The organism is Nocardioides aquaticus (assembly GCF_018459925.1).
Taxonomy (GTDB): Bacteria; Actinomycetota; Actinomycetes; order Propionibacteriales; family Nocardioidaceae; genus Nocardioides; species Nocardioides aquaticus.
In genome coordinates this window covers 2,523,208-2,548,530 of record NZ_CP075371.1, presented here as the reverse complement: position 1 = coordinate 2,548,530, position 25,323 = coordinate 2,523,208, and the positions used below count along the sequence as shown (strand labels likewise).

26 protein-coding genes are annotated in these 25,323 nt (G+C 72.8%); 19 read left to right on the top strand and 7 right to left on the bottom strand.

The features are described 5' to 3' along the window. The first annotated feature begins 55 nt into the window (after positions 1–55). From ENKNEFLB_RS12395 to ENKNEFLB_RS12345, 11 genes are all read left to right on the top strand, one after another. Positions 56–718, top strand: a complete 663-nt coding sequence (locus ENKNEFLB_RS12395; protein WP_214055711.1) for a helix-turn-helix transcriptional regulator — start codon at positions 56–58, stop codon at positions 716–718. Beyond that, on the top strand, positions 715–2,133 hold the full coding sequence (gene sufB / locus ENKNEFLB_RS12390) for a Fe-S cluster assembly protein SufB (RefSeq protein ID WP_214055710.1): 1,419 nt from the start codon (positions 715–717) through the stop codon (positions 2,131–2,133). Before ENKNEFLB_RS12395 ends, sufB begins: the two co-directional genes overlap by 4 nt. Before the next feature lie 52 nt (positions 2,134–2,185). Beyond that, positions 2,186–3,388 carry a Fe-S cluster assembly protein SufD gene (gene sufD / locus ENKNEFLB_RS12385; protein WP_214055709.1) on the top strand — a complete coding sequence of 401 codons (1,203 nt, stop codon included), beginning with the start codon at positions 2,186–2,188 and terminating at the stop codon, positions 3,386–3,388. Further along, the gene (locus ENKNEFLB_RS12380; RefSeq protein WP_214055708.1) at positions 3,385–3,723 is read left to right on the top strand and encodes a non-heme iron oxygenase ferredoxin subunit; all 339 of its coding nucleotides are present in this window, start codon (positions 3,385–3,387) and stop codon (positions 3,721–3,723) included. Before sufD ends, ENKNEFLB_RS12380 begins: the two co-directional genes overlap by 4 nt. Positions 3,724–3,757: 34 nt before the next feature. Then, entirely contained in the window at positions 3,758–4,528 is a 771-nt protein-coding gene (sufC, locus tag ENKNEFLB_RS12375; protein WP_160007493.1) for a Fe-S cluster assembly ATPase SufC, read from the top strand. A gap of 54 nt (positions 4,529–4,582) precedes the next feature. Then, on the top strand, positions 4,583–5,860 hold the full coding sequence (locus ENKNEFLB_RS12370) for a cysteine desulfurase (RefSeq protein ID WP_214055707.1): 1,278 nt from the start codon (positions 4,583–4,585) through the stop codon (positions 5,858–5,860). Beyond that, the gene (gene sufU, locus ENKNEFLB_RS12365) at positions 5,860–6,336 is read left to right on the top strand and encodes a Fe-S cluster assembly sulfur transfer protein SufU (protein ID WP_214055706.1); all 477 of its coding nucleotides are present in this window, start codon (positions 5,860–5,862) and stop codon (positions 6,334–6,336) included. The genes ENKNEFLB_RS12370 and sufU overlap by 1 nt, the downstream gene beginning before the upstream one ends. Then, the gene (locus tag ENKNEFLB_RS12360) at positions 6,333–6,743 is read left to right on the top strand and encodes a metal-sulfur cluster assembly factor (protein WP_214055705.1); all 411 of its coding nucleotides are present in this window, start codon (positions 6,333–6,335) and stop codon (positions 6,741–6,743) included. The genes sufU and ENKNEFLB_RS12360 overlap by 4 nt, the downstream gene beginning before the upstream one ends. A 10-nt stretch (positions 6,744–6,753) precedes the next feature. Beyond that, positions 6,754–7,272: an ASCH domain-containing protein gene (locus ENKNEFLB_RS12355; protein ID WP_214055704.1), complete on the top strand. Its 519-nt coding sequence runs from the start codon at positions 6,754–6,756 to the stop codon at positions 7,270–7,272. A gap of 21 nt (positions 7,273–7,293) precedes the next feature. After that, positions 7,294–7,926, top strand: coding sequence for an acVLRF1 family peptidyl-tRNA hydrolase (locus ENKNEFLB_RS12350; RefSeq protein ID WP_214055703.1), 633 nt, complete (start codon positions 7,294–7,296; stop codon positions 7,924–7,926). Positions 7,927–7,992: 66 nt separating this feature from the next. Beyond that, positions 7,993–8,907 carry a phosphotransferase gene (locus ENKNEFLB_RS12345; protein WP_214055702.1) on the top strand — a complete coding sequence of 305 codons (915 nt, stop codon included), beginning with the start codon at positions 7,993–7,995 and terminating at the stop codon, positions 8,905–8,907. Between the two features lie 21 nt (positions 8,908–8,928). On the opposite strand, the gene ypfJ is transcribed toward ENKNEFLB_RS12345, so the two are convergent. Beyond that, positions 8,929–9,879: a KPN_02809 family neutral zinc metallopeptidase gene (gene ypfJ / locus ENKNEFLB_RS12340; RefSeq protein WP_214055701.1), complete on the bottom strand. Its 951-nt coding sequence runs from the start codon at positions 9,877–9,879 to the stop codon at positions 8,929–8,931. A gap of 91 nt (positions 9,880–9,970) precedes the next feature. On the opposite strand from ypfJ, the gene ENKNEFLB_RS12335 reads away from it, so the two are divergent. The 3 genes from ENKNEFLB_RS12335 (at position 9,971) to ENKNEFLB_RS12325 (ending at position 14,408) form a co-directional block, all read left to right on the top strand. Continuing rightward, positions 9,971–11,569, top strand: coding sequence for an ABC-F family ATP-binding cassette domain-containing protein (locus ENKNEFLB_RS12335; protein WP_214055700.1), 1,599 nt, complete (start codon positions 9,971–9,973; stop codon positions 11,567–11,569). Between the two features lie 51 nt (positions 11,570–11,620). Next, entirely contained in the window at positions 11,621–12,418 is a 798-nt protein-coding gene (locus ENKNEFLB_RS12330; RefSeq protein WP_214055699.1) for an enoyl-CoA hydratase/isomerase family protein, read from the top strand. A 109-nt stretch (positions 12,419–12,527) separates the two neighbouring features. Then, positions 12,528–14,408 carry an ABC transporter ATP-binding protein gene (locus ENKNEFLB_RS12325; RefSeq protein WP_214055698.1) on the top strand — a complete coding sequence of 627 codons (1,881 nt, stop codon included), beginning with the start codon at positions 12,528–12,530 and terminating at the stop codon, positions 14,406–14,408. Here ENKNEFLB_RS12325 and ENKNEFLB_RS12320 read toward each other — a convergent pair. Then, positions 14,395–15,216, bottom strand: coding sequence for an SURF1 family cytochrome oxidase biogenesis protein (locus ENKNEFLB_RS12320; protein WP_214055697.1), 822 nt, complete (start codon positions 15,214–15,216; stop codon positions 14,395–14,397). The two genes, ENKNEFLB_RS12325 and ENKNEFLB_RS12320, sit on opposite strands and share 14 nt — an antisense overlap. A 76-nt stretch (positions 15,217–15,292) precedes the next feature. On the opposite strand from ENKNEFLB_RS12320, the gene moaA reads away from it, so the two are divergent. Beyond that, a complete protein-coding gene (gene moaA, locus ENKNEFLB_RS12315; protein WP_214055696.1) occupies positions 15,293–16,291 on the top strand; it encodes a GTP 3',8-cyclase MoaA in 999 nt (332 codons plus the stop codon). 10 nt (positions 16,292–16,301) lie between these two features. On the opposite strand, the gene ENKNEFLB_RS12310 is transcribed toward moaA, so the two are convergent. Both ENKNEFLB_RS12310 and ENKNEFLB_RS12305 read right to left on the bottom strand, forming a co-directional pair. Further along, positions 16,302–16,511 carry an acetone carboxylase gene (locus tag ENKNEFLB_RS12310; RefSeq protein WP_246535509.1) on the bottom strand — a complete coding sequence of 70 codons (210 nt, stop codon included), beginning with the start codon at positions 16,509–16,511 and terminating at the stop codon, positions 16,302–16,304. Positions 16,512–16,513: 2 nt separating this feature from the next. Then, complete coding sequence (locus tag ENKNEFLB_RS12305; RefSeq protein WP_214055695.1) at positions 16,514–16,828, bottom strand: DUF3099 domain-containing protein; 315 nt, start codon at positions 16,826–16,828, stop codon at positions 16,514–16,516. Between the two features lie 91 nt (positions 16,829–16,919). Between ENKNEFLB_RS12305 and ENKNEFLB_RS12300 the strand changes: the two genes are divergently transcribed. The 4 genes from ENKNEFLB_RS12300 (at position 16,920) to ENKNEFLB_RS12285 (ending at position 20,502) form a co-directional block, all read left to right on the top strand. Continuing rightward, positions 16,920–17,135: a dodecin gene (locus ENKNEFLB_RS12300; RefSeq protein WP_214055694.1), complete on the top strand. Its 216-nt coding sequence runs from the start codon at positions 16,920–16,922 to the stop codon at positions 17,133–17,135. A gap of 66 nt (positions 17,136–17,201) precedes the next feature. Next, positions 17,202–17,942 carry a beta-ketoacyl-ACP reductase gene (locus ENKNEFLB_RS12295; protein ID WP_214055693.1) on the top strand — a complete coding sequence of 247 codons (741 nt, stop codon included), beginning with the start codon at positions 17,202–17,204 and terminating at the stop codon, positions 17,940–17,942. Between the two features lies 1 nt (position 17,943). Beyond that, positions 17,944–18,717: an enoyl-ACP reductase FabI gene (gene fabI, locus ENKNEFLB_RS12290; RefSeq protein WP_214055692.1), complete on the top strand. Its 774-nt coding sequence runs from the start codon at positions 17,944–17,946 to the stop codon at positions 18,715–18,717. Between the two features lie 42 nt (positions 18,718–18,759). Continuing rightward, on the top strand, positions 18,760–20,502 hold the full coding sequence (locus ENKNEFLB_RS12285; protein ID WP_214055691.1) for a Mur ligase family protein: 1,743 nt from the start codon (positions 18,760–18,762) through the stop codon (positions 20,500–20,502). Here ENKNEFLB_RS12285 and ENKNEFLB_RS12280 read toward each other — a convergent pair. The 3 genes from ENKNEFLB_RS12280 to ENKNEFLB_RS12270 are packed head-to-tail and all read right to left on the bottom strand — an operon-like array spanning position 20,490 to position 25,013. Further along, the gene (locus tag ENKNEFLB_RS12280) at positions 20,490–21,185 is read right to left on the bottom strand and encodes a YwaF family protein (RefSeq protein ID WP_214055690.1); all 696 of its coding nucleotides are present in this window, start codon (positions 21,183–21,185) and stop codon (positions 20,490–20,492) included. The genes ENKNEFLB_RS12285 and ENKNEFLB_RS12280 overlap by 13 nt on opposite strands. A 19-nt stretch (positions 21,186–21,204) precedes the next feature. Next, on the bottom strand, positions 21,205–23,976 hold the full coding sequence (gene cphA / locus ENKNEFLB_RS12275) for a cyanophycin synthetase (RefSeq protein WP_214055689.1): 2,772 nt from the start codon (positions 23,974–23,976) through the stop codon (positions 21,205–21,207). Beyond that, positions 23,973–25,013, bottom strand: coding sequence for a cyanophycinase (locus tag ENKNEFLB_RS12270; protein ID WP_214055688.1), 1,041 nt, complete (start codon positions 25,011–25,013; stop codon positions 23,973–23,975). The genes cphA and ENKNEFLB_RS12270 overlap by 4 nt, the downstream gene beginning before the upstream one ends. Between the last annotated feature and the right edge of the window lie 310 nt (positions 25,014–25,323).

Sequence of the window (25,323 nt, the reverse complement as noted above, 5' to 3'; positions counted from 1 at the left end):
GGAGTGAGGGTGGCCTTACTTGAACGGCTCCAGGTAATAAAGGCACACTGACGTTGTGGAAATCGACCGGACGACCCGACAACGTGTCGCCAGGTCCATCCTCGACCACGGTCCGTCCACCGCGGCGGACCTGGCCGAACGGTTGTCCCTGACGCCCGCCGCCGTGCGCCGCCACCTCGACCAGATGGTCGAGGAGGGCGCGGTGGAGGCTCGCGACCCCCGCCCCGGTGCCCTTCGCGGGCGCGGGCGGCCGGCGAAGGCGTTCGCGCTGACGCCGGAGGGGCGTGACGGCTTCGACCAGGCCTACGACGACCTGGCCGCCCAGGCGCTGCGCTTCCTGGCCGAGACCGGGGGCGAGGACGCCGTGCGCGCCTTCGCCGAGCGTCGCGTCGCCTTCGTCGGCGAGCGCTTCGCCGAGGTCAGCGACACCCGGCCCGACCTCAGCCCGGCGCAGGTGCTGGCCCGCGTCTTCACCGACGAGGGCTACGTCGCCTCCGTCCACGACGGGCCCGTGGGGGAGCAGCTGTGCCAGCAGCACTGCCCCGTCTCCCACGTCGCCCACGAGTTCCCCCAGCTGTGCGAGGCCGAGACCCAGGCGATCAGCCGGGTCCTGGACCACCACGTCCAGCGTCTGGCCACGATCGCCCAGGGCGACGGGGTCTGCACCACGTGCATCCCGACCGCAGTACCCGACATGAAGGAGCAGGTCATCTCATGACGACCATCGACGAGCGCAACCCCGAGCTCGAGGGCATCGGCCGGTACGAGTTCGGCTGGGCCGACTCCGACGTCGCGGGCGCGACCGCCAAGCGCGGTCTGTCCGAGGAGGTCGTGCGCAACATCTCGGACCTCAAGTCCGAGCCCCAGTGGATGCTGGACCTCCGCCTGAAGGGCCTCAAGCTCTTCCACCGCAAGCCCATGCCGACCTGGGGCTCCGACCTCGGCGGCATCGACTTCGACAACATCAAGTACTTCGTGCGGTCCTCCGAGAAGCAGGCCGCGACCTGGGACGACCTCCCCGAGGACATCAAGAACACCTACGACAAGCTCGGCATCCCCGAGGCGGAGAAGCAGCGCCTCGTCTCCGGCGTCGCCGCGCAGTACGAGTCCGAGGTCGTCTACCACTCGATCCGCGAGGACCTCGAGGAGCAGGGCGTGCTCTTCCTCGACACCGACACCGCGCTCAAGGAGCACCCGGAGCTGTTCGCCGAGTACTTCGGCACCGTGATCCCGGTCGGCGACAACAAGTTCGCCGCGCTCAACACCTCGGTGTGGTCGGGCGGCTCGTTCATCTACGTGCCCAAGGGCGTCCACGTGGACATCCCGCTGCAGGCCTACTTCCGGATCAACACCGAGAACATGGGCCAGTTCGAGCGCACCCTGATCATCGTCGACGAGGACGCCTACGTGCACTACGTCGAGGGCTGCACCGCGCCGATCTACTCCTCGGACTCGCTGCACTCCGCGGTCGTCGAGATCATCGTGAAGAAGGGCGGCCGCTGCCGCTACACGACCATCCAGAACTGGTCGAACAACGTCTACAACCTCGTCACCAAGCGCGCCACCTGCGAGGCCGGCGCGACCATGGAGTGGGTCGACGGCAACATCGGCTCCAAGGTGACGATGAAGTACCCCGCGATCTACCTGATGGGCGAGCACGCCAAGGGCGAGACCCTGTCCATCGCGTTCGCCGGCGAGGGCCAGCACCAGGACGCCGGGGCCAAGATGGTCCACGCGGCTCCCCACACCTCGAGCTCGATCCTGAGCAAGTCGGTGGCGCGGGGCGGCGGGCGCACGTCGTACCGCGGCCTGATCCAGGTCAACGAGGGTGCGCACGGCTCCAAGTCCAACGTGCTGTGCGACGCGCTCCTGGTCGACCAGATCAGCCGCTCCGACACCTACCCCTACGTCGACATCCGCGAGGACGACGTCTCGATGGGCCACGAGGCCAGCGTCTCGAAGGTCTCCGACGACCAGCTCTTCTACCTGATGTCGCGGGGCATGGAGCAGGACGAGGCGATGGCGATGATCGTGCGCGGCTTCGTCGAGCCGATCGCCAAGGAGCTCCCGATGGAGTACGCCCTGGAGCTCAACCGCCTGATCGAGCTGCAGATGGAGGGCGCGGTCGGCTGACGCCGCCCGCCCCGCCCCGCACACCCCCGAACCAGAAGGACACCGAACGCCTGTGACTGTGACCGATGCCGCCCGCGAGAGCGTGCAGTCCGCGCTGGAGCAGGACGACCGCCCGCGGATCGTCTCGCACCTGAACCCCCCGCCCTCCTACGACCTGGGCGACCACCCGGTGCCGACGGGGCGCGAGGAGACGTGGCGCTTCACCCCGCTCAAGCGGTTGCGCGGGATCCTGGACGGCGAGGCCTCCGAGACCCGCCTGACCTGGGAGCAGAGCGTCCCCGAGGGCGTCACGGTGACCACGATCAGCCAGGCCGAGGCGCGCGAGCTGGGGGAGATCGCCCCCAGCGACCGTCCCGCGGCCCTGGCCGCGGCCAACTCGGGCGGGGCGACGCTGCTCGACGTCCCGGCCGAGGCCGAGATCGACGAGCCCGTCATCATCCGCCTGCACGGCGAGTCGGTCGACGACCTGGTCTGGGGCCACCTGGTCCTGCGGTTCGGGCACCACAGCAAGGCCACCGTCGTGCTGGTGCACACCGGGTCGGCGCGCTACTGCGCGATCACCTCGGTGCTGGCCGGGGAGGGCTCGCAGGTCAACGTCCTGAGCCTGCAGGACTGGGACGACGACGCGGTCCACCTGGGTCGCGACGCGATCCAGGTCGGCCGCGACGCCTCCGTGCGCCACACCAGCGTCTCCTTCGGCGGCGACCTGGTCCGGATGCACGCCAACGTCGAGTACTCCGGCCCCGGCGGCGAGGCCGAGCTGCTCGGTCTGTACTTCGCCGACGAGGGCCAGCACCTCGAGCACCGGCTCTTCGCCGACCACAACGCACCCAAGACCAAGAGCAACGTCCTCTACAAGGGCGCGCTGCAGGGCCAGGGCGCGCACACTGTGTGGATCGGCAACGTCCTGATCCGCCAGGTCGCCGAGGGCATCGAGACCTACGAGGAGAACCGCAACCTGGTCCTCACCGAGGGCTGCCAGGCCGACTCCGTGCCCAACCTGGAGATCGAGACCGGCGAGATCGAGGGGGCCGGGCACGCCTCGGCCACCGCCCGCTTCGACGACGAGCAGCTGTTCTACCTCCGCTCGCGCGGCGTCTCCGACAAGGAGGCCCGCCGGCTGGTGCTGCACGGCTTCTTCCAGGACCTGATCCGCAAGGTCGGCGTCCCCCAGATCGAGGAGCGGCTCACCGCCACCGTCGAGGACGAGCTCGCCAAGAACGTGCTCAAGGGCTACGAGCCGGTCCCGGTGTGAGCGGGTTCGTGCGCGCCTGCGCGCTCGACGAGGTCAAGCCCGACGAGGGCCTGGCCGTCGAGGTGGGCGACCTGACCCTGGCCGTGGCCCGCGACGGCGACGACGTCTACGCGATCCAGGACCTGTGCAGCCACGCCGCCGTGGCGCTGTCGGAGGGCGAGGTCGAGGACTGCCAGATCGAGTGCTGGCTGCACGGCTCCCGGTTCGACCTGCGCACCGGCAGGCCGACCGGTTTCCCGGCGACCGAACCGGTCGCCACGTTCCCCACCGAGGTCCGCGACGGCGACGTCTACGTCGACACCTCCACGACGCTCAACGGCGTCCGTCCCAGCTGAACCTCACGTACCGACCGGAAGAGAGAACCACCAGATGAGCACCCTCGAGATCAAGGACCTGCAGGTCTCCGTCGCCACCGATGACGGCCCCAAGGAGATCCTGAAGGGCGTCACGCTGACCATCGGCGACGGCGAGACCCACGCGATCATGGGCCCCAACGGCTCCGGCAAGTCGACCCTGGCCTACTCCATCGCCGGCCACCCGAAGTACGACATCACCGGCGGCGAGGTCCTCCTCGACGGCGAGGACGTCCTCGCGATGAGCGTCGACGAGCGGGCGCGGGCCGGGATGTTCCTGGCCATGCAGTACCCCGTTGAGGTCCCCGGCGTGTCGGTCTCCAACTTCCTGCGCACCGCCAAGACCGCGCTCGACGGCGAGGCCCCCAAGCTCCGCACCTGGGTCAAGGACGTCAACGCCGCGCTCGAGCAGCTCAACCTCGACCCGACCTTCGGCACCCGCTCGGTCAACGAGGGCTTCTCCGGCGGCGAGAAGAAGCGCCACGAGATCGCTCAGCTCGAGCTGCTGAACCCCAAGGTCGCGATTCTCGACGAGACCGACTCGGGCCTCGACATCGACGCGCTCAAGATCGTCTCCGAGGGCGTCAACCGCTTCCGTGCCCAGCCCGGCAAGGGCGTCCTGCTGATCACGCACTACACGCGGATCCTGCGCTACATCCAGCCCGACCAGGTGCACGTCTTCGTCGACGGCCGGATCGCCGAGCAGGGCGGCCCCGAGCTCGCCGAGCAGCTCGAGGCCGAGGGCTACGACAAGTACATCAAGGCCAGCGCCGCCGCCCACGGCTGAGCCACGCCCGCACCACCGCCGTACGCCCCCGCACCCGACCCGAGAGGACACCTGATGGAAGGCCTGCTCCCCGATCTCGAGGTGGTCCGCAAGGACTTCCCGATCCTCTCGCGGACCCTCGCGGGCGGTCAGCCGCTGGTCTACCTCGACAGCGCGAACACCTCGCAGAAGCCGCAGTGCGTGATCGACCGGATGGTCGACCACCTCGAGCACCACAACGCCAACGTGGCGCGCGCGATGCACCAGCTGGGTGCGGAGGCCTCCGAGGCGTTCGAGGAGGCCCGCGACACGGTGGCCTCGTTCATCGGGGCGCCCTCGCGGGACGAGGTGATCTTCACCAAGAACGCCTCAGAGGCCCTCAACCTCGTGGCCAACACCCTGGCCTGGGCCGAGGGTGACTGGTCGTCACGCGTGGGGTCGCTCGGCGCCGGCGACGAGGTGCTGGTCACCGAGATGGAGCACCACTCCAACATCGTGCCGTGGCAGCTGCTCACGCAGCGCACGGGTGCGACGCTGCGGTGGTTCGGGCTGACCGACGACGGCGAGCTCGACCTGTCCGACATCGACTCGCTGATCACCGAGCGCACCCGGGTGGTCTCGCTGACCTGGGTCTCCAACATGCTCGGCACCGTCAACCCGGTCGCCGAGATCGCCCGGCGCGCCCACGAGGTCGGTGCCCTCGTCGTGGTCGACGCCTCCCAGGCCGTGCCGCAGATGCCGGTCGACGTGGTCGCCTCCGGCGCGGACGTGCTGGTCTTCACCGGCCACAAGTGCGTCGGCCCGACCGGGATCGGCGTGCTCTGGGGCCGCCGCGAGGTCCTCGACCAGCTGCCGCCGTTCCTCGGCGGCGGCGAGATGATCGAGACCGTCCGGATGGAGGCCTCGACGTACGCCGGCATCCCGCACAAGTTCGAGGCCGGGACCCCGCCGATCGTCGAGGCCGTCGGCCTCGGCGCCGCGCTGGAGTACCTGCGCGACCTCGGCATGGACCGCGTCGCCGCCCACGAGCAGGCGATCACCCGGTACGCCCTCGACGGTCTCGCCACGGTCCCGGGCCTGCGCGTGATGGGCCCGACCGACCCGGCGGTGGAGCGCGGGGGAGCGATCAGCTTCGAGCTCGACGGCGTGCACCCGCACGACATCGCCCAGGTGCTCGACTCGCGCGGCGTCGCGGTGCGCGCCGGCCACCACTGCGCGCGCCCCGCGCACGCCCGCTTCGGCGTGCAGAGCTCGACGCGGATGTCGTCGTACCTCTACACGACGCCCCAGGAGGTCGACGCGCTCGTCGAGGCCCTGGAATACACCCGCTCCTACTTCCGGTTGGGGCAGTGATGACGACGAGTACCGGCGGACACGACCTGGACGCGCTCTACCAGGAGATCATCCTGGACCACTACAAGAACCCGCACCACGCGGGCCTGCGCGACCCGTACGAGGCCGAGGTCCACCACGTCAACCCGACCTGCGGGGACGAGGTGACCCTGCGCGTGCACCTCACCGACGGGCCCGACGGCCCGGTGGTGCAGGACGTCTCGTACGACGCCGTGGGATGCTCGATCTCCCAGGCGTCGACCTCGGTGATGGCCGACCTGGTCATCGGCAAGCCCGTCGAGGAGGCCCTGGCGATCCACCAGGACTTCCTGACGCTGATGCAGGGCAAGGGCCAGGTCGAGCCGGACGAGGACGTCCTCGAGGACGGGATCGCCTTCGCCGGCGTGGCGAAGTTCCCGGCACGCGTGAAGTGCGCGCTGCTGTCCTGGATGGCCTGGAAGGACGCGACCGCCAACGTGATGGAGGAGTCAGCATGACCGAGCAGAAGACCGACGAGGCGACCACGGTCGTCCCCGACCACACCGACCTCCCGCCCGTGCCGGAGGCCGCGACCGCGCAGCCGGCCGGCAGCGCCGCGCCGAGCGAGGACGACGTCACCGAGGCGATGAAGGACGTCGTCGACCCCGAGCTCGGCATCAACGTCGTCGACCTCGGCCTGGTCTACGCCGTGCACGTCGACGAGGGCAGCAACTGCGTCATCGACATGACGCTGACCTCCGCGGCCTGCCCGCTGACCGACGTCATCCAGGACCAGACGCACGCCGCGCTCGAGGGCCTGGTCAACGACGTCGCGATCAACTGGGTCTGGATGCCGCCGTGGGGCCCGGACAAGATCACCCCCGACGGCCGCGAGCAGCTGCGCGCCCTCGGCTTCAACGTCTGAGCACGCCGAGGTGACGCAGGCACCGGACGCCGGCGAGCCGGCCGCGCCCGACGAGGGCGCGGTCGAGCGGTTCTGGGGCCTGGCCTGCCACCGGGGCAAGCTGACCACGCTGCCGGGCTACCTGCCGTCCTCGACCCTGGAGGCGGTGACCCCGCCGACGTGGTCGTTCGGGCGCACGCCCGCCCAGGCCGACGAGCTGGTCCAGCTCGTCGTCGACGGGACCAAGACCGCGACCGCCTCCGCCCGCGCGGACTACGACGCCGAGGACGCGCCGCTGCCCCGGGTCGGCGAGATGGGGATCGTCCTCGACGGCGCCGGCCACCCCCGGGCCCTGGTCGAGACGACCGCCGTCGAGGTGGTCCCGTTCTCCGAGGTGGGTGACGAGCACGCCCGGGACGAGGGCGAGGGCGACCGGACGCTGGCGCACTGGCGCCAGGTGCACGCCGCGTTCTTCGCGGGGTCCGCGGGCGGCTTCGAGCCGGACATGCCGGTGGTGCTGGAGCGGTTCCGGCTGGTCTTCGGCCAGTAGCCCCCGGCTAGCGTCACCGTCATGACGACCCCCACCACCGTGCTGGTGCCACCGGAGCGGGTGGAGCGGTGGGTCGGCAACGTCGGGGTGCGCCACGGCGAGCTGGTGCTGCTCGTCGAGGACGGCGCGCTGGTGGGGTCGGCGGCGGACGGGTCGACCTTCACCGCACGGCTGCCGTTCGGCCGGGCGTACGACGGGTCGCCCGACGCGGGGACGTTCGCCGCCGCCGTGCGCGACGCGGTGCCGGGGGAGTGGGGCCTGCTGCTGGTGCGCAAGGGCGGGTTCGCCGTCGCGGCGATGCGCGGCACCTCGACGGCCGCCTCCAAGGTCGGCCAGCGCCACGTCCAGGGCCGCACCAAGGCGGGAGGGCAGTCGCAGCAGCGGTTCGCACGGCGCCGCGACAACCAGGCGCGGCAGGCCTACGAGGCCGCCGCCGACCACGCCGCGCGTGTCCTCGAGGAGATCGCCCGCGACGGCGGGCCGGTGGTCGTCGGCGGCGACCGGCCGGCTGTGGAGGAGGTGCTGGCCGACGCCCGGCTGCGCCGCCTGACGGTGCACGAGCCGTGGCTCGACGTCCCCGACCCGCGGCGCGGCGTGCTCGGCGACGCGGCCCTGCGCGCCGCCTCGGCCCTGGTCCGCGTGGTCAACGCCTGACCGGCTCCCCGGCGTGTCCCGCGCCACGGGCGGCCCGACGGCGCCCCGGACGGCTAGCGTCCAGGCATGTGGCAGCCCGAGCCCGGCTGGCACCCGCTGCCCGGGGCGGCCGGCCCCTCGACGGTGGGTGTGTGGCGCACCGCCACGCCCGAGCGGGCCCTGGTCGTCAAGCGCCTGGCCGCCCCCGGCCCGCTCGACCTGCCCGAGCTCGCCGACCCGCACCACTTCGCCTACTGGCGCCGCGAGGCCGACGTGGTCGCCGGCGGCCTGGCCGCCGGGCTGCCCGGGGTGCGCAGCCGGGCCGACGGCCACCTGGCGGTCGAGGAGGACGACGAGGGGATCACCCTGACCCAGGAGTGGGTCGAGGACGCGTGCACCAGCGGGCTGTTCGTGGCCCACGCCCTCGGCCGCCTCGCTGGCGCACCGGTGCCCCGGGCCGGGGTGCCGCTGGCGCGCGACCAGCTGCGCGACCGGCTCGGCCGCGTGGCCGCCCGCGGCGGCTGGACCACCCTGGCCCGGACCACCGTGTCCGACGTCGCCGACCACCTCTGGTCGCGGCGCTCCACGTGGCTCGACCGCGTCGACGCCCTGCCCCAGGTCCTGCAGCACGGCGACCCGACGCCGGCCAACCTGCGCGGCCGCGACGGCGACGACGTGCTGGCCGTCGACTGGGGCAGCCTCGGCACCGGCCCGGTCGGCAGCGACCTGGGCTACTACTCCCTCGCGGCCCGCGAGGACCTGCCCCCGCTCCTGGACGCGTTCCTGCTCGGCCTCCCGACCGACCTCGCCACGGCCGACGAGGTGCTCCTCGGCGCCCGGGTCACCGCCGTCTACACCGCGCTGACCCGCGCCGACTGGGCGCTCGCCCGGGTCGCGACGGGCGAGGGGGCGCTGGCCGGGAAGTTCCGCCATCCGTCGGTCGCGCCCTACCTGCGCTCGCTGCAGCGCCAGTCCGAGGCGGTCGACGCCCTGATCGGCTGACCCGCCCCGCGGTCGCGTCCGTCAGAGGCTGGTGGCCGCGAACGTGTCGCACGCCTCGAGCGAGCCCCGCTCGAAGCCCGTGGTGAACCACCGCATCCGCGAGGCCGCCGACCCGTGCGTCCAGGTCTCCTCGGTCACCTGTCCCTGCGTGCGCTCCTGTATCCGGTCGTCGCCCACGGCCTGCGCGGCCGCGAGGGCCTGCTGGACGTCCTGCTCGGTGAGCTCGCTGACCAGCGCCTCGCCGCTGTCGTCGTCGGTCGTGGTGGCCGCCGACGCCCACATCCCGGCGTAGCAGTCGGCCTGCAGCTCCAGGCGTACGGCGTCGCTCGTCGGACCCTGCTGGGTCCGCACCCGCCCCATCGTCCCCAGGACCTTCTGCACGTGGTGGCCGTACTCGTGGGCCAGCACGTACGGCTCGACGAACCCGCCGTCGGGCCCGCCGAGGCGACGCTCGAGGACCTCGTCGAAGAAGTCGGTGTCGAGGTAGATCGTCTCGTCGGCCGGGCAGTAGAACGGACCCACGGCCGACGACGCCGCCCCGCACCCGGTGTCGACCGACGACGCGAAGGTCACCAGGGCCTCCTCGGCGCGGAAGCGGGAGCCCAGCTCGTCGGTCCAGAAGTCGGTCAGCGAGTTCTCCACCGCCACCCGTGCGCAGTCGGCGGAGGCCTGGGCGTCCGCCCCGGTCGCGCAGGAGGCGTACCGGTCCGAGCCGCCCACCCGGCTCGTGTCCAGCGCACCGTCGACCGCGCCGCTCCCGCCGCCCCCGCCGCCGAGCACCTGCACCAGGAGCAGGACGACCCCCACGACCACGAGCAGGCCGATCCCGCCGCCGCCGAGCGCACCGGGCGACACCGGCAGGCCCGACCCGCCGCGGGCCGCACCCGCCGTACGACCTCCCGCTCGCCCTCGGGAGCCGCCGGTGTCGCGCACGCGTCGCGTGTCCAGCCGGGCCTTGGGGTTGAACCGCACGCCGTCTCCTGAGTCCCGGGTCACACCTCGGGCGCGACGTCGACCCGCGGCACCGGCCCGGTGCGCGGGGATCCCTACACTAGTGACCCAGATGATTACCGCCCACCAGCTCGAGGTCCGCGCGGGCGCCCGCCTGCTGATGGAGGACGTCAGCTTCCGCGTCGGCCCCGGCGACAAGGTCGGACTGGTCGGGCGCAACGGCGCCGGCAAGACGACCCTGACCAAGATCCTCGCCGGCGAGGCCCAGCCGGCCGGCGGCCGGGTCACCACGTCCGGCGACGTCGGCTACCTGCCGCAGGACCCGCGCGTCGGCGACCCCGAGGTCCTGGCCCGGGACCGGATCCTGTCCGCGCGCGGCCTCGACGAGGTCGTCCGGCGGCTCCGGGCCGCCGAGGAGGAGATGGGCAGCGACGACGGCGACGTCCGCGAGCGGGCGATGAAGCGCTACACCCGCGCCGACGCGGACCTGCACTCCGCCGGCGGGTACGCCGCCGAGGCCGAGGCCGCCACGATCGCGGCCAGCCTGGGGATCCAGGACCGGATCCTGGACCAGCAGCTCAAGACGCTCTCCGGTGGCCAGCGCCGGCGCGTCGAGCTCGCCCGGATCCTGTTCTCCGGCGCCGAGGTGCTGATCCTCGACGAGCCGACCAACCACCTCGACGCCGACTCGATCGGCTGGCTGCGCGACCACCTCAAGGCCCACCAGGGTGGGTTCGTGGTGATCAGCCACGACAACGCCCTGCTCGAGGAGACCGTCAACAAGGTCCTGCACCTCGACGCGAACCGCACCACGATCGACGTCTACAACATGGGCTGGCGCCGCTACCTGCTGCAGCGCGAGACCGACGAGAAGCGACGCAAGCGCGAGCGGGTCAACGCCGAGTCCAAGGCCAAGACGCTGACCGACCAGGCCAACAAGATGCGCGCCAAGGCCACCAAGGCCCAGGCCGCGCAGTCGATGCTCAAGCGTGCCGAGAAGATGATGGCCGGTGTCGAGGCCGAGCGCGCCGACGACAAGGTGGCCCGGATCGCCTTCCCGGCCCCCGCGCCCTGCGGCAAGACCCCCCTCACCGCCGCCGAGCTGTCGCGGACGTACGGCTCGCTGGAGGTCTTCACCAACGTCGACCTGGCCATCGACCGCGGCTCGCGGGTCGTCATCCTCGGGCTCAACGGCGCCGGCAAGACCACCCTGCTGCGGATCCTGGCCGGGGTCGACGCCCCGGACACCGGCAAGGTGCTGCCCGGCCACGGCCTGAAGGTCGGCTACTACGCCCAGGAGCACGAGACCCTGGACACCAGCCGGTCGGTGCTGGAGAACATGCAGTCCGCGGCGCCGCAGCTCACCGACACCGAGGCCCGCAGCGTGCTCGGCTCCTTCCTGTTCTCCGGCGAGGACGCCCACAAGCCGGCCGCCGTGCTCTCCGGCGGTGAGAAGACCCGCCTGGCCCTGGCCTCGCTGGTCGTCTCGAGCGCCAACGTGCTGCTGCTCGACGAGCCCACCAACAACCTGGACCCGGCCTCGCGCGAGGAGGTCCTCGGCGCGATCCGGGCCTACCAGGGCGCGATCGTCCTGGTGACCCACGACGAGGGTGCCGTGCTGGCCCTGGAGCCGGACCGGGTGCTGATCCTGCCCGACGGCACCGAGGACCTCTGGAGCCCGGACTACGCCGACCTGGTCTCCCTGGCCTGAGCCAGGAGCGGCCCGGGCGGGATGTCGGCGCCGCTGCCTACACTCACGGCCATGAGCCCCGACGACCTCGCCCGCGCCGGGCTCCGCCTCGACCTGGACCTCGACGGCGCGCTCGCCACAGTCACCCTCGACCGGCCCGAGAAGCGCAACGCCCAGACGCCCACGATGTGGCGGGCGCTGGCCGCCCTCGGCGCGGACCTGCCCGGCAGCGTCCGCGTGGTCGTGCTCCGCGGCGCCGGTGCGTCGTTCTCGGCCGGCCTGGACCGCAGCCTCCTCCTGCCCGGGGGCGCACCCGACGGCGTCGAGGCCGTCGGCGACCTCTTCGCGCTCGACGACGCGGCGATGGCCGCGACCATCGCCGACTACCAGGCCGGGTTCACCTGGCTCCACGACCCGCGCTTCGTGTCGGTCGCCGCCGTGCACGGCCACGCCATCGGCGCGGGGTTCCAGCTCGCCCTGGCCTGCGACCTGCGGGTGGTGACCGACGACGTCGGGTTCTCGATGAAGGAGTCGGTCCTCGGGCTCGTGCCCGACCTCGGGGGCACGAAGCCGCTGGTCGAGGCCGTCGGGTACGCCCGCGCGCTCGAGCTGTGCGCGACGGCACGCACCGTGCAGGGCCCCGAGGCCGTCGCGATCGGCCTGGCGCTGCGCAGCGTCCCCGCCGACGCGCTCGACGCGGCCGTCCAGGAGCTGGTCGCCGCCCTGCTGGGGCCAGCGCCCGAGGTCGTCACGGAGACCAAGGCCCTGCTCCAGGGCGCCGCCGGCCGCGAGCTCGCCGAGCAGTGCCGGCTCGAGCGCGAGGCGCAGGTGCGCCGCTTCCGGGCGCTGGGCGCCGGGGGACCCGGCTGACCCCCGGCCGAGGTCGGGTGCGGAACAACCAGACCCCCCACGGGGTTGTGACCAGGACACCGCGACGAGGCGGCGTCGTCGATCGTGTCCGGAGGACGTGTTGTCGTTGATGAGCAGTGGCGGCGGTGCCTCCTTCCGGTACCTGCGCTCGGACCGGTCGGCCGTCGAGAGCAAGATCGAGCGGCAGACCCTGCGCCGCGTCGTGAGCTTCGCGCGACCGCACCGCCGGCTGATCGCGGTCTTCCTCCTGTTCACGGTGCTCGAGGCCGCCCTGGTGGTCGTGCCGCCGCTGCTGATCCAGCGGGTCATCGACGACGGGGTCCTGGACGGTGACGTCTCCGTCGTCGTGCTGCTGGCCTCCGGCATCGCGCTCTTCGCCGTCCTCACGGCCGCGATGTCCGTGGTCAGCGGCTACCTCTCCTCACGGATCGGCGAGGGGCTGATCTACGACCTGAGGACCCGCGTCTTCGCCCACGTGCAGCGCCAGTCGCTGGCGTTCTTCACCCGGACCCAGACCGGCGCCCTGGTCAGCCGGCTCAACAACGACGTCATCGGCGCCCAGCGGGCCTTCACCTCGACACTGTCCGGCACGGTCTCCAACACCGTCTCGGTCGTGGTGGTCGGCGTGACGATGCTGGCGCTGAGCTGGCAGGTGACCCTGCTCTGCCTCGCGCTGTTCCCGGTGCTGCTGCTGACCTCGCGCTGGGTGAGCGGTCGGCTCGCCGGGATGAGCCGCGACCAGATGGACGGCAACGCCGACCTCGGCAACGCGATGACCGAGCGGTTCAGCGTGGGCGGCGCGATGCTGCTCAAGCTGTTCGGTCGGCGCAGCGAGGAGGACGTCCTCTTCGCCGCCAAGGCCGACCGGGTCCGCGACCTGGGCGTGCGGATCTCGTTGCTGACCAGGCTGTTCTTCGCCGCGATGACGCTGGTGCCCTCCCTGGCCACCGCCCTGGTCTACGGCGTCGGCGGCTACCTCGCCATCCAGCAGCAGCTCTCGCCCGGCACCCTGATCGCCCTCGGTGCGCTGCTGCTGCGCCTGCTCGGACCGATGCAGGGCCTGGCCAACGTGCGCATCGACGTGATGACGGCCCTGGTCAGCTTCGACCGGGTCTTCGAGGTCCTGGACCTGCCCTCGCTGGTCGAGGAGAAGGCCGACGCCGGCGTGCTCCCGCCCGGCTCCTCGAGCCTCGAGCTGGACCACGTGTCGTTCCGCTACCCCCGGGCCGACGAGGTGTCCCTGGCCTCGCTGGAGTCGGTGGCGCGCAAGGAGGGCCGCGAGGACAGCGGCCCGGTCCTGCAGGACCTGTCCTTCAAGGCCGAGCCGGGGCAGATGGTGGCGCTGGTCGGCCCGTCCGGCGCCGGCAAGACCACGGTCACCAACCTCGTCGCGCGCCTCTACGACCCCCGCGAGGGCGTCGTGCGGGTGGGGGGCCACGACGTGCGTGACGTCACCCTGGAGTCGCTCGAGGCCGCCGTCGGGTACGTCACCCAGGACGCCCACATGTTCCACGACACGATCCGCGCCAACCTGGCCTACGCCCGGCCCGGAGCGAGCGACGACGAGATCTGGGAGGCCCTGCGCGCCGCGCAGGTCGAGCCGATGATCCGCAGCCTTCCCGACGGGCTCGACACCGTGGTCGGCGACCGCGGCTACCGGCTCTCCGGTGGCGAGCGGCAGCGCCTGGCCATCGCCCGGCTGCTGCTGAAGGCTCCGGCGCTGGTCGTCCTGGACGAGGCCACCGCCCACCTCGACAGCGAGTCCGAGGCCGCCGTGCAGCGGGCGCTCGACGCCGCGCTGGAGGGCCGGACCTCGCTGGTCATCGCCCACCGGCTCTCGACCGTGCGCAACGCCGACCTGATCCTGGTGCTCGAGCAGGGCCGGATCGTGGAGCGCGGCACGCACGCCGAGCTCCTGGCGCGTGGCGGCCTGTACGCCGACCTCTACCGCACGCAGTTCGCCACCGACGAGGTCGTCAGCGCCCGCTGAGACCGGCCCGACCGGCGGGGGAGGGCTCGTCGCTCGGGGCGTCGGCGCCCGGGCGGGACGACGTACGGCGGGGGCCCCGGGGGCCCCCGCCGCGCCACTCGTCGTAGGCCAGGTAGCCGAACCCCCCGATGGCCAGCAGGCCGAAGAACCACCACTGCAGGCCGTAGAAGAAGTGCGGGCCGTTGTCCAGCTCGGGCAGCTCGACCGGCTCCAGGGCCGTGGCCGGGCCCGGGTCCTCGGAGCGGAGCTCGACGAACCCGCCGTACACCTCGCGGTCCAGCGCCTCGCCGATCCTCGCGCTGTTGACCGCGCGGGTCTGCTGGTCCACGACGCCGGTGCTGTCGCCCTCGCCGTCGGCGCGGACGTAGCCGGTGACGGTGACCTCCCCGCTGGGCGGCTCGGGGACCGCGGACGGCGCGGTGCCGGCGGCCTCGGTCGCCAGCCAGCCGCGGTCGACCAGCAGCGACGTGCCGTCCGCGGTCACCAGCGGGACCACGACGTCGACGCCGGCGGCGCCGTCACGGGTGCGGTAGCGGACGATCACGGTGTCGTCCACGGCGTACTGCCCGGTGGCGCTGACCACCCGCCACTCGTCGCTGTCGCCGACGTCGCCGCCCGGGGCGAGGACGTCCTCGACGGGCGCGGGCTCGCGCTCCTCGTTGGCCCGGACCACCTCGTTGCTGTCCTGGCGGTCCGCGAGGCGGTCGAACTGCCACCCGCCCAGCCACCAGGTCGCGTAGGCGACGACGGCGATGGCCAGTGCCAGGAGGACCCAGCGCCGGCTGAGCAGGAACCGCAGCGACCTCACAGGCACCAGGTTATCCAGCGGCCCCACATGCGCCGGCGGCGACCACGACCAACCGCCGGGGCCCTAGGGTGGGGAGATGCAGACCCGCGCACTCGAGGACAGCTTCGGCCGCGTCGCCAGCGACCTCCGCGTCTCCCTGACCGACCGCTGCAACCTGCGGTGCAACTACTGCATGCCCGCCGAGGGCCTGGACTGGCTGCCGACCGACGAGGTGCTCACCGACGACGAGGTCGTCCGCCTGGTCCGGATCGGCGTGCAGCAGCTCGGCGTCCGCGAGGTCCGCTACACCGGCGGCGAGCCGCTGATCCGCCGGGGCCTGGTCGGCATCGTCGAGCAGGTGCACGCCCTCGACCCCACCGTCGAGCAGTCGATCACCACCAACGCCCTCGGCCTGCAGCGCAACGCCGGCGCGCTCGCCGCGGCCGGGCTCGCACGGGTCAACGTCAGCCTCGACACCGTGCGCCGCGAGACCTTCCACCAGATCACCCGCCGCGACCGGTTCGACGACGTCGTGGCCGGCCTCGCCGCCGCCGACGCCGCCGGGCTGGGCCCGGTCAAGGTCAACGCGGTGCTGCTGCGCGGCACCAACGACGACCAGGCCGCCGAGCTGCTCGGCTGGTGCCTGGAGCGCGGCTACGAGCTGCGCTTCATCGAGCAGATGCCGCTCGACGCCCAGCACGACTGGAGCCGCGAGGGGATGATCACCGCCGAGGAGATCTTCGCCCGCCTGGCCGAGGTGTTCACCCTCACCCCGGCCGTCGAGCCGCGGGGCAGCGCCCCGGCCGAGAAGTTCCTGGTCGACGGCGGACCCGGCACGGTCGGTGTCATCGCCTCGGTCACCCGCCCGTTCTGCGGCGACTGCGACCGGGTCCGGCTCACCGCCGACGGCCAGGTCCGCAACTGCCTGTTCGCGCGCCACGAGTCGGACCTGCGCACGGCGCTGCGCAGCGGGGCGACCGACGACGAGATCGCCGACCGCTGGGTCGTGGCGATGGGCACGAAGGCGGCGGGCCACGGGATCGACGACGTCACGTTCCTGCAGCCGGACCGGCCGATGTCGGCCATCGGCGGCTAGGGCCCGCTCCTCAGGAGGGTTCGATGCCGTCGGGCACGTGGGCGACGGTCTCCTTGAGGAACCCCCGCGAGCCCAGGAAGTGCTCGAGCTGCTCGCGGTGCTCCTCGCACGCGAGCCACGTCTTGCGGCGCTCGGGCGTGTGCAGCCTGGGGTTGTTCCAGCGCAGCTGGTGCTCGGCGGGCGCGCGGCAGCCCTTGGCCGAGCAGACGTCCGGCTCCACCGTCAGTCGCGCGGGCCGGCGGGACCGAGCTGGCGGTCGGTGGCGATGACCTGCTGCAGCTCGAAGACGTCGGTCCGAGTCGTGGCCGCGTTCGCGAGCACCACCGCGATGTAGGGCAGGATGATGGCACCGGCGATCAGGATCGGCCACAGCCAGCCGATCCCGGCGAGCGCGGCGAGACCGGCACCGACGAAGCAGGCCGACCGCAGGCTCATCGACCAGAGGTAGCGACGCTGGCGGGTGGCGATGTCGGCGGAGCGGCTGGTGGCGGCCGTGGTGATGCGGACCGCGCCGTCGTCGTGCGGGGTTCGGGCCATGTCTCGAGAGTACGTCGGTGCGTGCACCCATCCCGGCCCCTCAGGGGTGGGACGCGTCACCCTCCGTCGGCGGCGCGCCTACACTCCGCGCATGAGCAACCGCACCTACCGCCTGACCGAGATCGTCGGCACGTCCCCCGTGGGCATCGAGGAGGCGATCCGCAACGGCGTCGAGCGCGCCGGCCAGACGCTGCGCCACCTCGACTGGTTCGAGGTCACCCAGGTCCGCGGCCAGATCAAGGACGGCACGGTCGAGCACTACCAGGTCGGGATGAAGCTCGGCTTCCGCCTCGAGGACGACGAGTGACCGGGACCCCGGCTCGGCCGACCTGCCGTTAGGGCTACCTGCGGGTAATCGCTAGCGTCGCTGCCTGTGACCGACGAGACCCCCGCACCACCCGAGGCCCCGTCCGGCCGCTCGGTCCTCGTGACCGGCGGCAACCGTGGCATCGGCCGCGCCATCGCCGAGGCCTTCGTGGCCCAGGGCGACCGCGTGGCCGTGACGACCCGCAACGGCGGCGCGCCGGACGGCACGCTCGACGTGCGCTGCGACGTGACCGACCCCGAGGCGGTCGAGGCCGCGTTCCGCACGGTCGAGGAGGCGCACGGCCCGGTCGAGGTGCTGGTCGCCAACGCCGGCATCACCCACGACACGCTGCTGCTGCGGATGTCGGAGGAGGACTGGTCGTCGGTGATCGACACCAACCTCACCGGCACCTTCCGCCTGGTCAAGCGGGCCTCGAAGGGGATGCTGCGGCTCAAGCGCGGACGCATCGTGCTGATCTCCTCGGTGGTCGGGATGCTCGGCTCGCCGGGCCAGGTCAACTACGCCGCCTCCAAGGCCGGCCTGGTGGGGATGGCCCGCTCGATGGCGCGTGAGCTCGGCTCGCGCGGCATCACCACCAACGTCGTGGCCCCCGGCTACGTCGAGACCGACATGACCGGCGTGCTCACCGACGAGCAGCGCGCGGCGATCAAGCAGCAGGTGCCGCTGGGGCGCTACGCCTCCCCGCAGGAGGTCGCCGGCGCGGTGACCTGGCTGGCCGGCGACCACGCGGCGTACGTGACCGGGGCCGTGATCCCGGTCGACGGCGGACTAGGGATGGGACACTGACATGGCGGGACTCCTCGAGGGCAAGCGGATCCTGGTCGCGGGGGTGACCATGGACTCCTCCATCGGCTTCCACACCGCGCGGATCGCGCAGGAGCAGGGCGCCACCGTCCTGATCTCCAACTTCGGCCGGGCGCTGGGCATCACCCGGCGCATCGCCAAGCGGCTGCCGGTCGAGCCGCCCGTGCTCGAGCTCGACGTCACCGACGACGAGCACCTCGCGGCGCTGCCCGACGCGGTCCGCGAGCACGTCGACGGCCTCGACGGCGTGGTCCACTCCATCGCCTTCGGCAACCCCGAGACGCTGCTCGGCGGCAAGTTCCTCGACGGGCCGTGGCCCGACGTGGCCCAGGCCGTGCAGGTCTCCGCCTACTCACTGAAGTCGCTGTCGGTGGCCTGCGCGCCGCTGATGAGCGAGGGCGGCTCGGTCGTCGGCCTCACCTTCGACGCGACCGTCGCCTGGCCGGCCTACGACTGGATGGGCGTGGCCAAGGCCGGCCTGGAGTCGACCTCGCGCTACCTGGCCCGCGACCTCGGGCCGCAGGGGATCCGGGTCAACCTGGTCTCCGCCGGGCCGCTGAAGACGCTGGCCGCGAAGGCGATCCCCGGCTTCGAGCAGCTCGAGAACATGTGGAGCGACCGCGCGCCCCTCGGGTGGGACAACACCGACCAGGGCCCCACCGCGAAGGCCGTGTGCGCGCTGCTGTCGGACTTCTTCCCGGCAACGACCGGCGAGATCGTCCACGTCGACGGCGGCTTCCACGCGATGGGTGCCTGACCCCTCCTCGCCCGCCTGCTCCGCGCCGGTAGCGTGCGGGCGGTGACCTCCCTCGTCGAGCTGCGCGTCCTCGAAGGACCGAACCTCTACTTCCCCCGCGCCGCGATCAAGCTGACCCTGGACACCGGTGTGCTGTCCGACGCCCCCGAGGACGCCGTACGCCGGCTCGCCACGCGGGTCGGCCTGACCCGGGTCCGCCCCGGGGCGCCCGGCAGCGGCTTCCGCCAGCGCGCGGTGCTGCGGGTGGTCGAGCAGCTGGTCCGCCAGGTGGCCCGCGAGGCCGGCACGACCCGCCTCGGCATCCGGGTGCGGCCGACCAGCGACAGCGCACGGATCGTGGTGGCCTACCCCTGGCGCGACCGCAGCCGCGCCCGGGCCCTCGGCGAGGCCGTCGCGGGCGTGCTCGACGGGCTCCCGGCCCGCACGGCGCCCGACGCCGCCGCGCTGGAGGACCTGGTCGCCGACGCCGCGGAGGCCGTACGGGGGGTGGAGCCCGGTCCGCGCCCGACCACGATCCGCCCCCGGGTCCCCGTGGTCGCGGTGACCGGGACCAACGGCAAGACGACCACCTCCCGGATGGTGGCGCACGTCGCCCGTCACGCCGGCCGGCACGTCGGTTGGTCGAACACCGACGGCGTCTACGTCGACGGGGTGCTGGTCGAGGCCGGCGACTACTCCGGTCCCTCCGGCGCCGGACGGGTGCTGGCCCACCGGGAGGTCGACTTCGCGGTCACCGAGACCGCCCGCGGAGGCATCCTGCTCAAGGGCATCGGGCTGGTGCACAACGACGTGTCCGTGGTCACCAACGTCACCGCCGACCACCTCGGCCTGCACGGCATCGACACCGTCGACCAGCTCGCGGAGGTCAAGGCCGTGGTCCCGTGGATCACGCGCAAGGACGGCTGGGCCGTGCTGAACGCCGACGACCCCCGGGTGCACGCGATGCGGCGGACCACCCGCGCGCGGTGGTGGATCTTCACCCGGGACCCCGACGGGCCCGCGGTCCGCGAGACCCTCGACGCCGGCGGACGGGTCACCACGGTGATCGACGGCTGGATCTGCGTGCTGCGTCCCGACGCCGACCCGGACCCGCTGGTCGAGCTGGTCGAGGTGCCGATGACGCTGAGCGGGCTGTCCCGCTTCAACGTCGAGAACGCGCTGGCCGCCGCGTCGGCCTCGCTGGCCGCCGGTCTCGACCGCGACGACGTGGTCGGCGGGCTCCGCGACTTCACCCCCGACGCCGAGCACAACCCGGGCCGGATGAACTTCTTCACGGTGCCGACCGACCGGGGCCCGGTCACGGTCGTGATGGACCTGGCGCACAACGAGGTCGGTCTGGAGGCGATGGTCGAGATCATGCGCGGCGTGCGCAGCCCCGGCGGTCGGGTGCTGCTCGGGCTCGGCGTCGTCGGCGACCGGACCCGCGACCTGATCGAGTCCCTCGGCGAGATCGCCGGACGCGACGCCGACCTCGTGGCGATCGGGCACAAGGCGAAGTACTTCCGCGACCGCACCCAGGCCGAGCTCGACGCCTGGCTGCGCGAGGGCCTCGGGCACGTCGGGGTCGGGCCCGACGACGTGGCGTCGTACGACACCGAGCTCGAGTCGCTGGTCGCGCTGGTCGCGCAGGCCGCCCCGGGCGACGTCGTCGGGCTGATGTGCCACGCCGAGCGGCAGGAGTGCTACGACTGGATCGCCTCGGTCGGCGGGACGCCCGACGGCACCGAGGTGCTGCGGGACAAGGTCCGGGCCGCCCGGGCCGCCCAGGAGGTTCAGGCGGGCTGACGCGACCGGCGGCGCACGAGCGTCCACGGCAGGGTCATCAGCGCCCACAGCAGCAGCACGATCACCGCGAGCTGGGCCAGGTAGGTCGGCCAGTCCGCGAGCACGTCGAGCACGGACCCCTCGGGCTTGCGCTCCAGGAAGCCGTAGTTGGTGCCGGCGGCGCCGTTGAAGAGGAAGACCGCGCCGGCCCAGACGAGCGTGGTGGCCACCGTCGTGACGTACTCCCGCCACGTCGGCGGCAGCCGCACGCCCCAGGTCAGGTGCACCGCGGACCAGACGACCAGCAGGTGCAGGGCCCAGAACCCGACGAACGCGACCGAGGGGAAGCCGGTGTCCAGCGCCGGGGTCAGCAGGCCCTGGGTCGTCATCAGCAGGCCCCAGTAGTACGTCAGGCCGACCGCGTAGCGGTGGTGGGTCCACAGCGCGACCACCGCCGCGAGGCTGGCCAGGTCGCACAGCTGCAGCGGCAGGGTGGTGTCCACGTCGTACCGCCCGCCCAGGAAGCCCAGGGTCTGCAGCGGCACCAGCACGACGACCAGGACGACCGCCAGCACCCGGCTCGTACGACGTCGTGCCGCCTCGTCGGGCCGGGTCTGGCCGACGAGCACCGCGGGCACCAGCCCGACCGCGGCGACGCCCAGCATCACCAGGTGCTGGGTGCCGAACGTCGTGAAGCCGTCCACGGCCGGGTCCCGCGACCGCTCAGGCGTCGGCGGTGTAGTAGTCCGGGTCGGCCCCTGGCGAGGACTCGTCGGTGACCCCCGAGCCGGCCTGGGCCTGGGGCGACCAGTTCTCCAGCTCGCTCATCACCGCCGCGTGCTTGTCGACGCAGAGGACCAGCAGGTCGCCGGCGTTGGCGCGCGACATGGCGTGCCGGACCGCCTCGATCTCGTCGAGGACCACCTCGACCTGCTTGCACCGGGCGCCGTCCTCCATCGCGGAGCGGACGCCGTCGGTGACCAGGTCGGCCACGTAGCCGCGCTCCTTGCCGCGCAGCTGGTTGTCCTCGCGGACGACCACGACGTCGAAGTGGCGGGCGGCGACCTCGCCGAGCTCGCGCATGTCCTCGTCGCGCCGGTCGCCGGCGGTGGCGATGACGCCGATCCGCGAGGGCCGGGCCAGGGCGTGCGAGGACTCCATGGAGTCGCCCGTGCGGTCCACGAAGTCACCGAGCATCTTCATGCCCGGCGCGTTGTGGCAGTAGTCCACGACGACGTTGACCCCGTTGACCTCGACCTCGTTCAAGCGGCCGGGGGAGAGGTAGTAGTTGGTGGAGAAGGTCCGCAGGCCCTGGCGGATGTCGTGCAGCGGGGCGCCGGTGGCGAAGGCGGCGGCCGCCGCGGCCAGGGCGTTCTGCACGTTCATCCGGGCCCGGCCGGCGAAGGTCGACGGCAGCAGGTGGGTCCAGGCCAGCTGCATCTCGCGCGGGCCGTGCTTGACCACGATCATCTCGCCGCGCTCCGACGGGTTGAGCACGAGCGCCTTGCCGCCGCGGCGGCAGTGGGCGTCGATCATGTCGCGGGTCTCGGAGCCGGGCTCGTCCATGGAGATCCACACGACCTGGCCGGAGCAGCGCCGGCGCATCGCCCGGACCAGCGGGTCGTCGGCGTTCAGGACGGCGTGGCCGTCGCGGGGGACGGCCTCGACCAGCACGGCCTTGACGTCGGCCAGCTGCTCGACGGTGTCGATGCCGCGCAGGCCGAGGTGGTCGGGGGCGACGTTGAGCACCACCGCGACGTCGTTGCGCTCGTAGCCCAGGCCCTCGCGCAGGATGCCGCCGCGAGCGACCTCGAAGACCGCCAGGTCGACGCGGGGGTTCTGCAGCACCATCCGGGCCGAGCGGGGGCCCGAGGCGTCGGCGCGGATCAGCAGCCGCTCGTCGATCACGACGCCGTCGGTCGACGTCATGCCGACCTTGTGGCCCATGCCCTTGAAGATGTGGCTGATCATCCGGGAGGTCGTGGTCTTGCCGTTGGTGCCGGTCACGGCCACGATCGGGATCCGCGAGGGCGTGCCCGGCGGGAAGAGCATGTCCACGACCGGCTTGGCGATGAACTGCGGGTCGCCGATGGTCGGGTGGGTGTGCATCCGGAAGCCCGGGGCCGCGTTGACCTCGCAGATCGCGCCGCCGGTCTCGCGGACCGGCTCGGTGATGTCGGGGCAGATGAAGTCGATGCCGGCGATGTCGAGGCCGATCATCCGGGCCGCCTCCTCGGCGATCTCGGCGTTCTCGGGGTGCGCCTCGAGGGTGCGGTCGATCGAGATGCCGCCGGTCGACATGTTGCCGGTCAGCGCCAGCTTCACGACCTGCCCCTCGGGCGGGACCGCGGTCATCTCGTAGCCCTGCTCGGCGACCAGGGCCTCGGCGGCGGCGTCGACCTTGATCCGGGTCAGCACCTTCTCGTGGCCCACGCCGCGGCGCGGGTCGGCGTTGGCCGTGTCGACCAGCTGCTCGACGGTGCTGATGCCGTCACCGGTGACGGAGGCCGGCACCCGCTCCGCGATCGCGGCCACGCGGCCGTCGATGATCAGGCAGCGGTAGTCCTTGCCGGTCACGAACGACTCCACGACGACCACGCCGCGCTTCGACTCGCCCTTGGCGGTCTCGAAGGCCTCGCGGACCTCGCCCTCGTTCTCGAGGTTCAGGCAGACCCCGCGACCGTGGTTGCCGTCGAGCGGCTTCACGACGACGGGGAAGCCGATCCGGACCGCGACCCGCGCGGCCTGGTCGGCGGTGCGCACCGACTCCTGCTTGGGCACCGGCAGACCGGCCGCGCCGAGCAGGCGGGTGGTGAGGTCCTTGTCGGAGGCGATGTCGACGGCGATCGCGGAGGTCTCCGAGGTCATCGTGGCCCGGATCCGCTTGGCGTGGACGCCCTGGCCCAGCTGGACCAGGGAGTACTGGTTGAGCCGGATCCACGGGATGTCGCGGCTCATCGCCTCGTCGAGGATGGCCTGGGTGGAGGGCCCGAAGGCGGTGCGCTGGGCGCGGCGGATGAACGACTCCAGCTCGGCGTCCCAGTCGAACTCGGGGTCGGCCTGGACCAGGTGGTTGACCAGCCGGACGGCCAGGCGGCCCGCGGCCAGCCCGACCTGCTCGTCGTCGTAGCCGTAGATGACGTTGTAGACGCCGGTGGTGCCCTTGACCGCCCGGGTCTTGCCGCGGCGCACGTCGTGCCCCACGACCTGCTGCAGCGCCAGGGCGCAGTGCTCGGCCACGTGGCCCAGCCAGGTGCCCTCGTGCAGCCGCTCCACGAACCCGCCGCGACGACCGCGGGAGCAGGAGTGCTCGCGCAGGCCGGGCAGCATCGTCATCATGTGGTCGGTGAACCCCGGCAGCGTGCTGGTCGGGAACTCCTCGAGGGAGCCCAGGTCCACCACCAGGTGGATCGCCCGGTCGTAGGACCACACGTTGGCGCCGCGGTAGACGCGGGTCTCGGTGATCGCGAGGTCGGGGCTGGGTCGTCCGCTCATGCGGGGTCTCCTCCGGTGGTCGGTGCTGCGGGGGCCAGGTCGGGGGCCAGGTCGGGGGCCAGGTCGTGGGCGTCGCGCGGGGCGGGCCGCACCTGCGAGCGGGCGCGGCGGCGGCGCAGCGCGCCGGGGGAGGCGTCGCCGGCGGCGATGTCGCGGGCCAGCGCGCGCAGGTCGCTGCCGGCGGCGGCGAGCTCGTCGGCCTCGCCGGGGTCGACCACGGCCTCGGGTGGCACGAGGCTGCGCGTGGTCAGGTCGAACAGGCTGCCCTCGGGCAGCACGTGCAGCACCACGCCGCTGGCCAGCAGCGGGGCCGAGCGGCGGGCCTCGTAGGCGTTCGTGGTCAGCCGGGCCGGGTCGAAGATGGTCACCGCGCCGCGCCCGAGCACGCTCAGCAGCTCGTGGTCCTCGCCGTCGACCTCGACGTGCTCGACGACGGCCGCGGTGTCCTCGTCCACGCCGATCCCGAGCAGCTGGGGGGACTGGGCCACGATCATCAGCAGCCGGCCGTACCGGTTGCGCTGGTCGAAGTGCTGGTCCACGACGGTGGAGTCGATCAGCCCGAGGCCCGCGGCGACCTGCGTCATCCGCTGCTTGGGCGTCGTGCCGCCGACGCCGAAGGCGACCATGTGGCTGGACTGGATGCTCGCGCCGGCCGAGGTGCCGGCGACGACCGCGCCGCGGTGGTGCGCGGCCCGGACAGCCTCGCCGACCGGGGTGCCGCAGACGATGCTGGACAGCTTCAGCTGGTTGCCGCCGGTCATGAAGACACCGGTGCAGGAGTCGAGGCGCTCGACCAGCGCCGGGTCGTGGCTGTCCTCACGGTTCTCGGGACGGACCGCGACGACCTCACCGGCGCCCGCGGAGCGGAACAAGGCGTCATAGACCTCGACGATCTCGGGGCCCAGGGAGGAGGCGGTGGGGATCACCGCGATCCGGGCGTCCGGGCCGCCGGCGAGGTCGACGAAGCGCTGGAGGATGGTGCGTCGGCGCAGCTTGTCCTCGGCACCTCCGACGACGAGAAGGGGACCTCGGGGCATGGGCGCAACGCTAGGGCATGGCGCGGACGCGGCCGGGCCCGGTCGTTTGGGTGACGGGCGGGAGGCTGGGAGGCTGGCCGGGTGAACGCGAGCCTCCGCCGTCTCGTCGTCCTGCGCCACGCGCAGGCCGAGCCCTCCGCCGCCACCGACGCAGAGCGGCCGCTGTCGGCGCGTGGTCGCACCGACGCCGCCGCCGCGGGCACCTGGTTGGCCGGCCTGGGCCTGCAGGTCGCGCCCCCCGCGGGGCCGCGCTGGTCTCGGCGGCGCTGCGCACGCGGCAGACGTACGACGCCCTGGCCGCCGCCGCGGG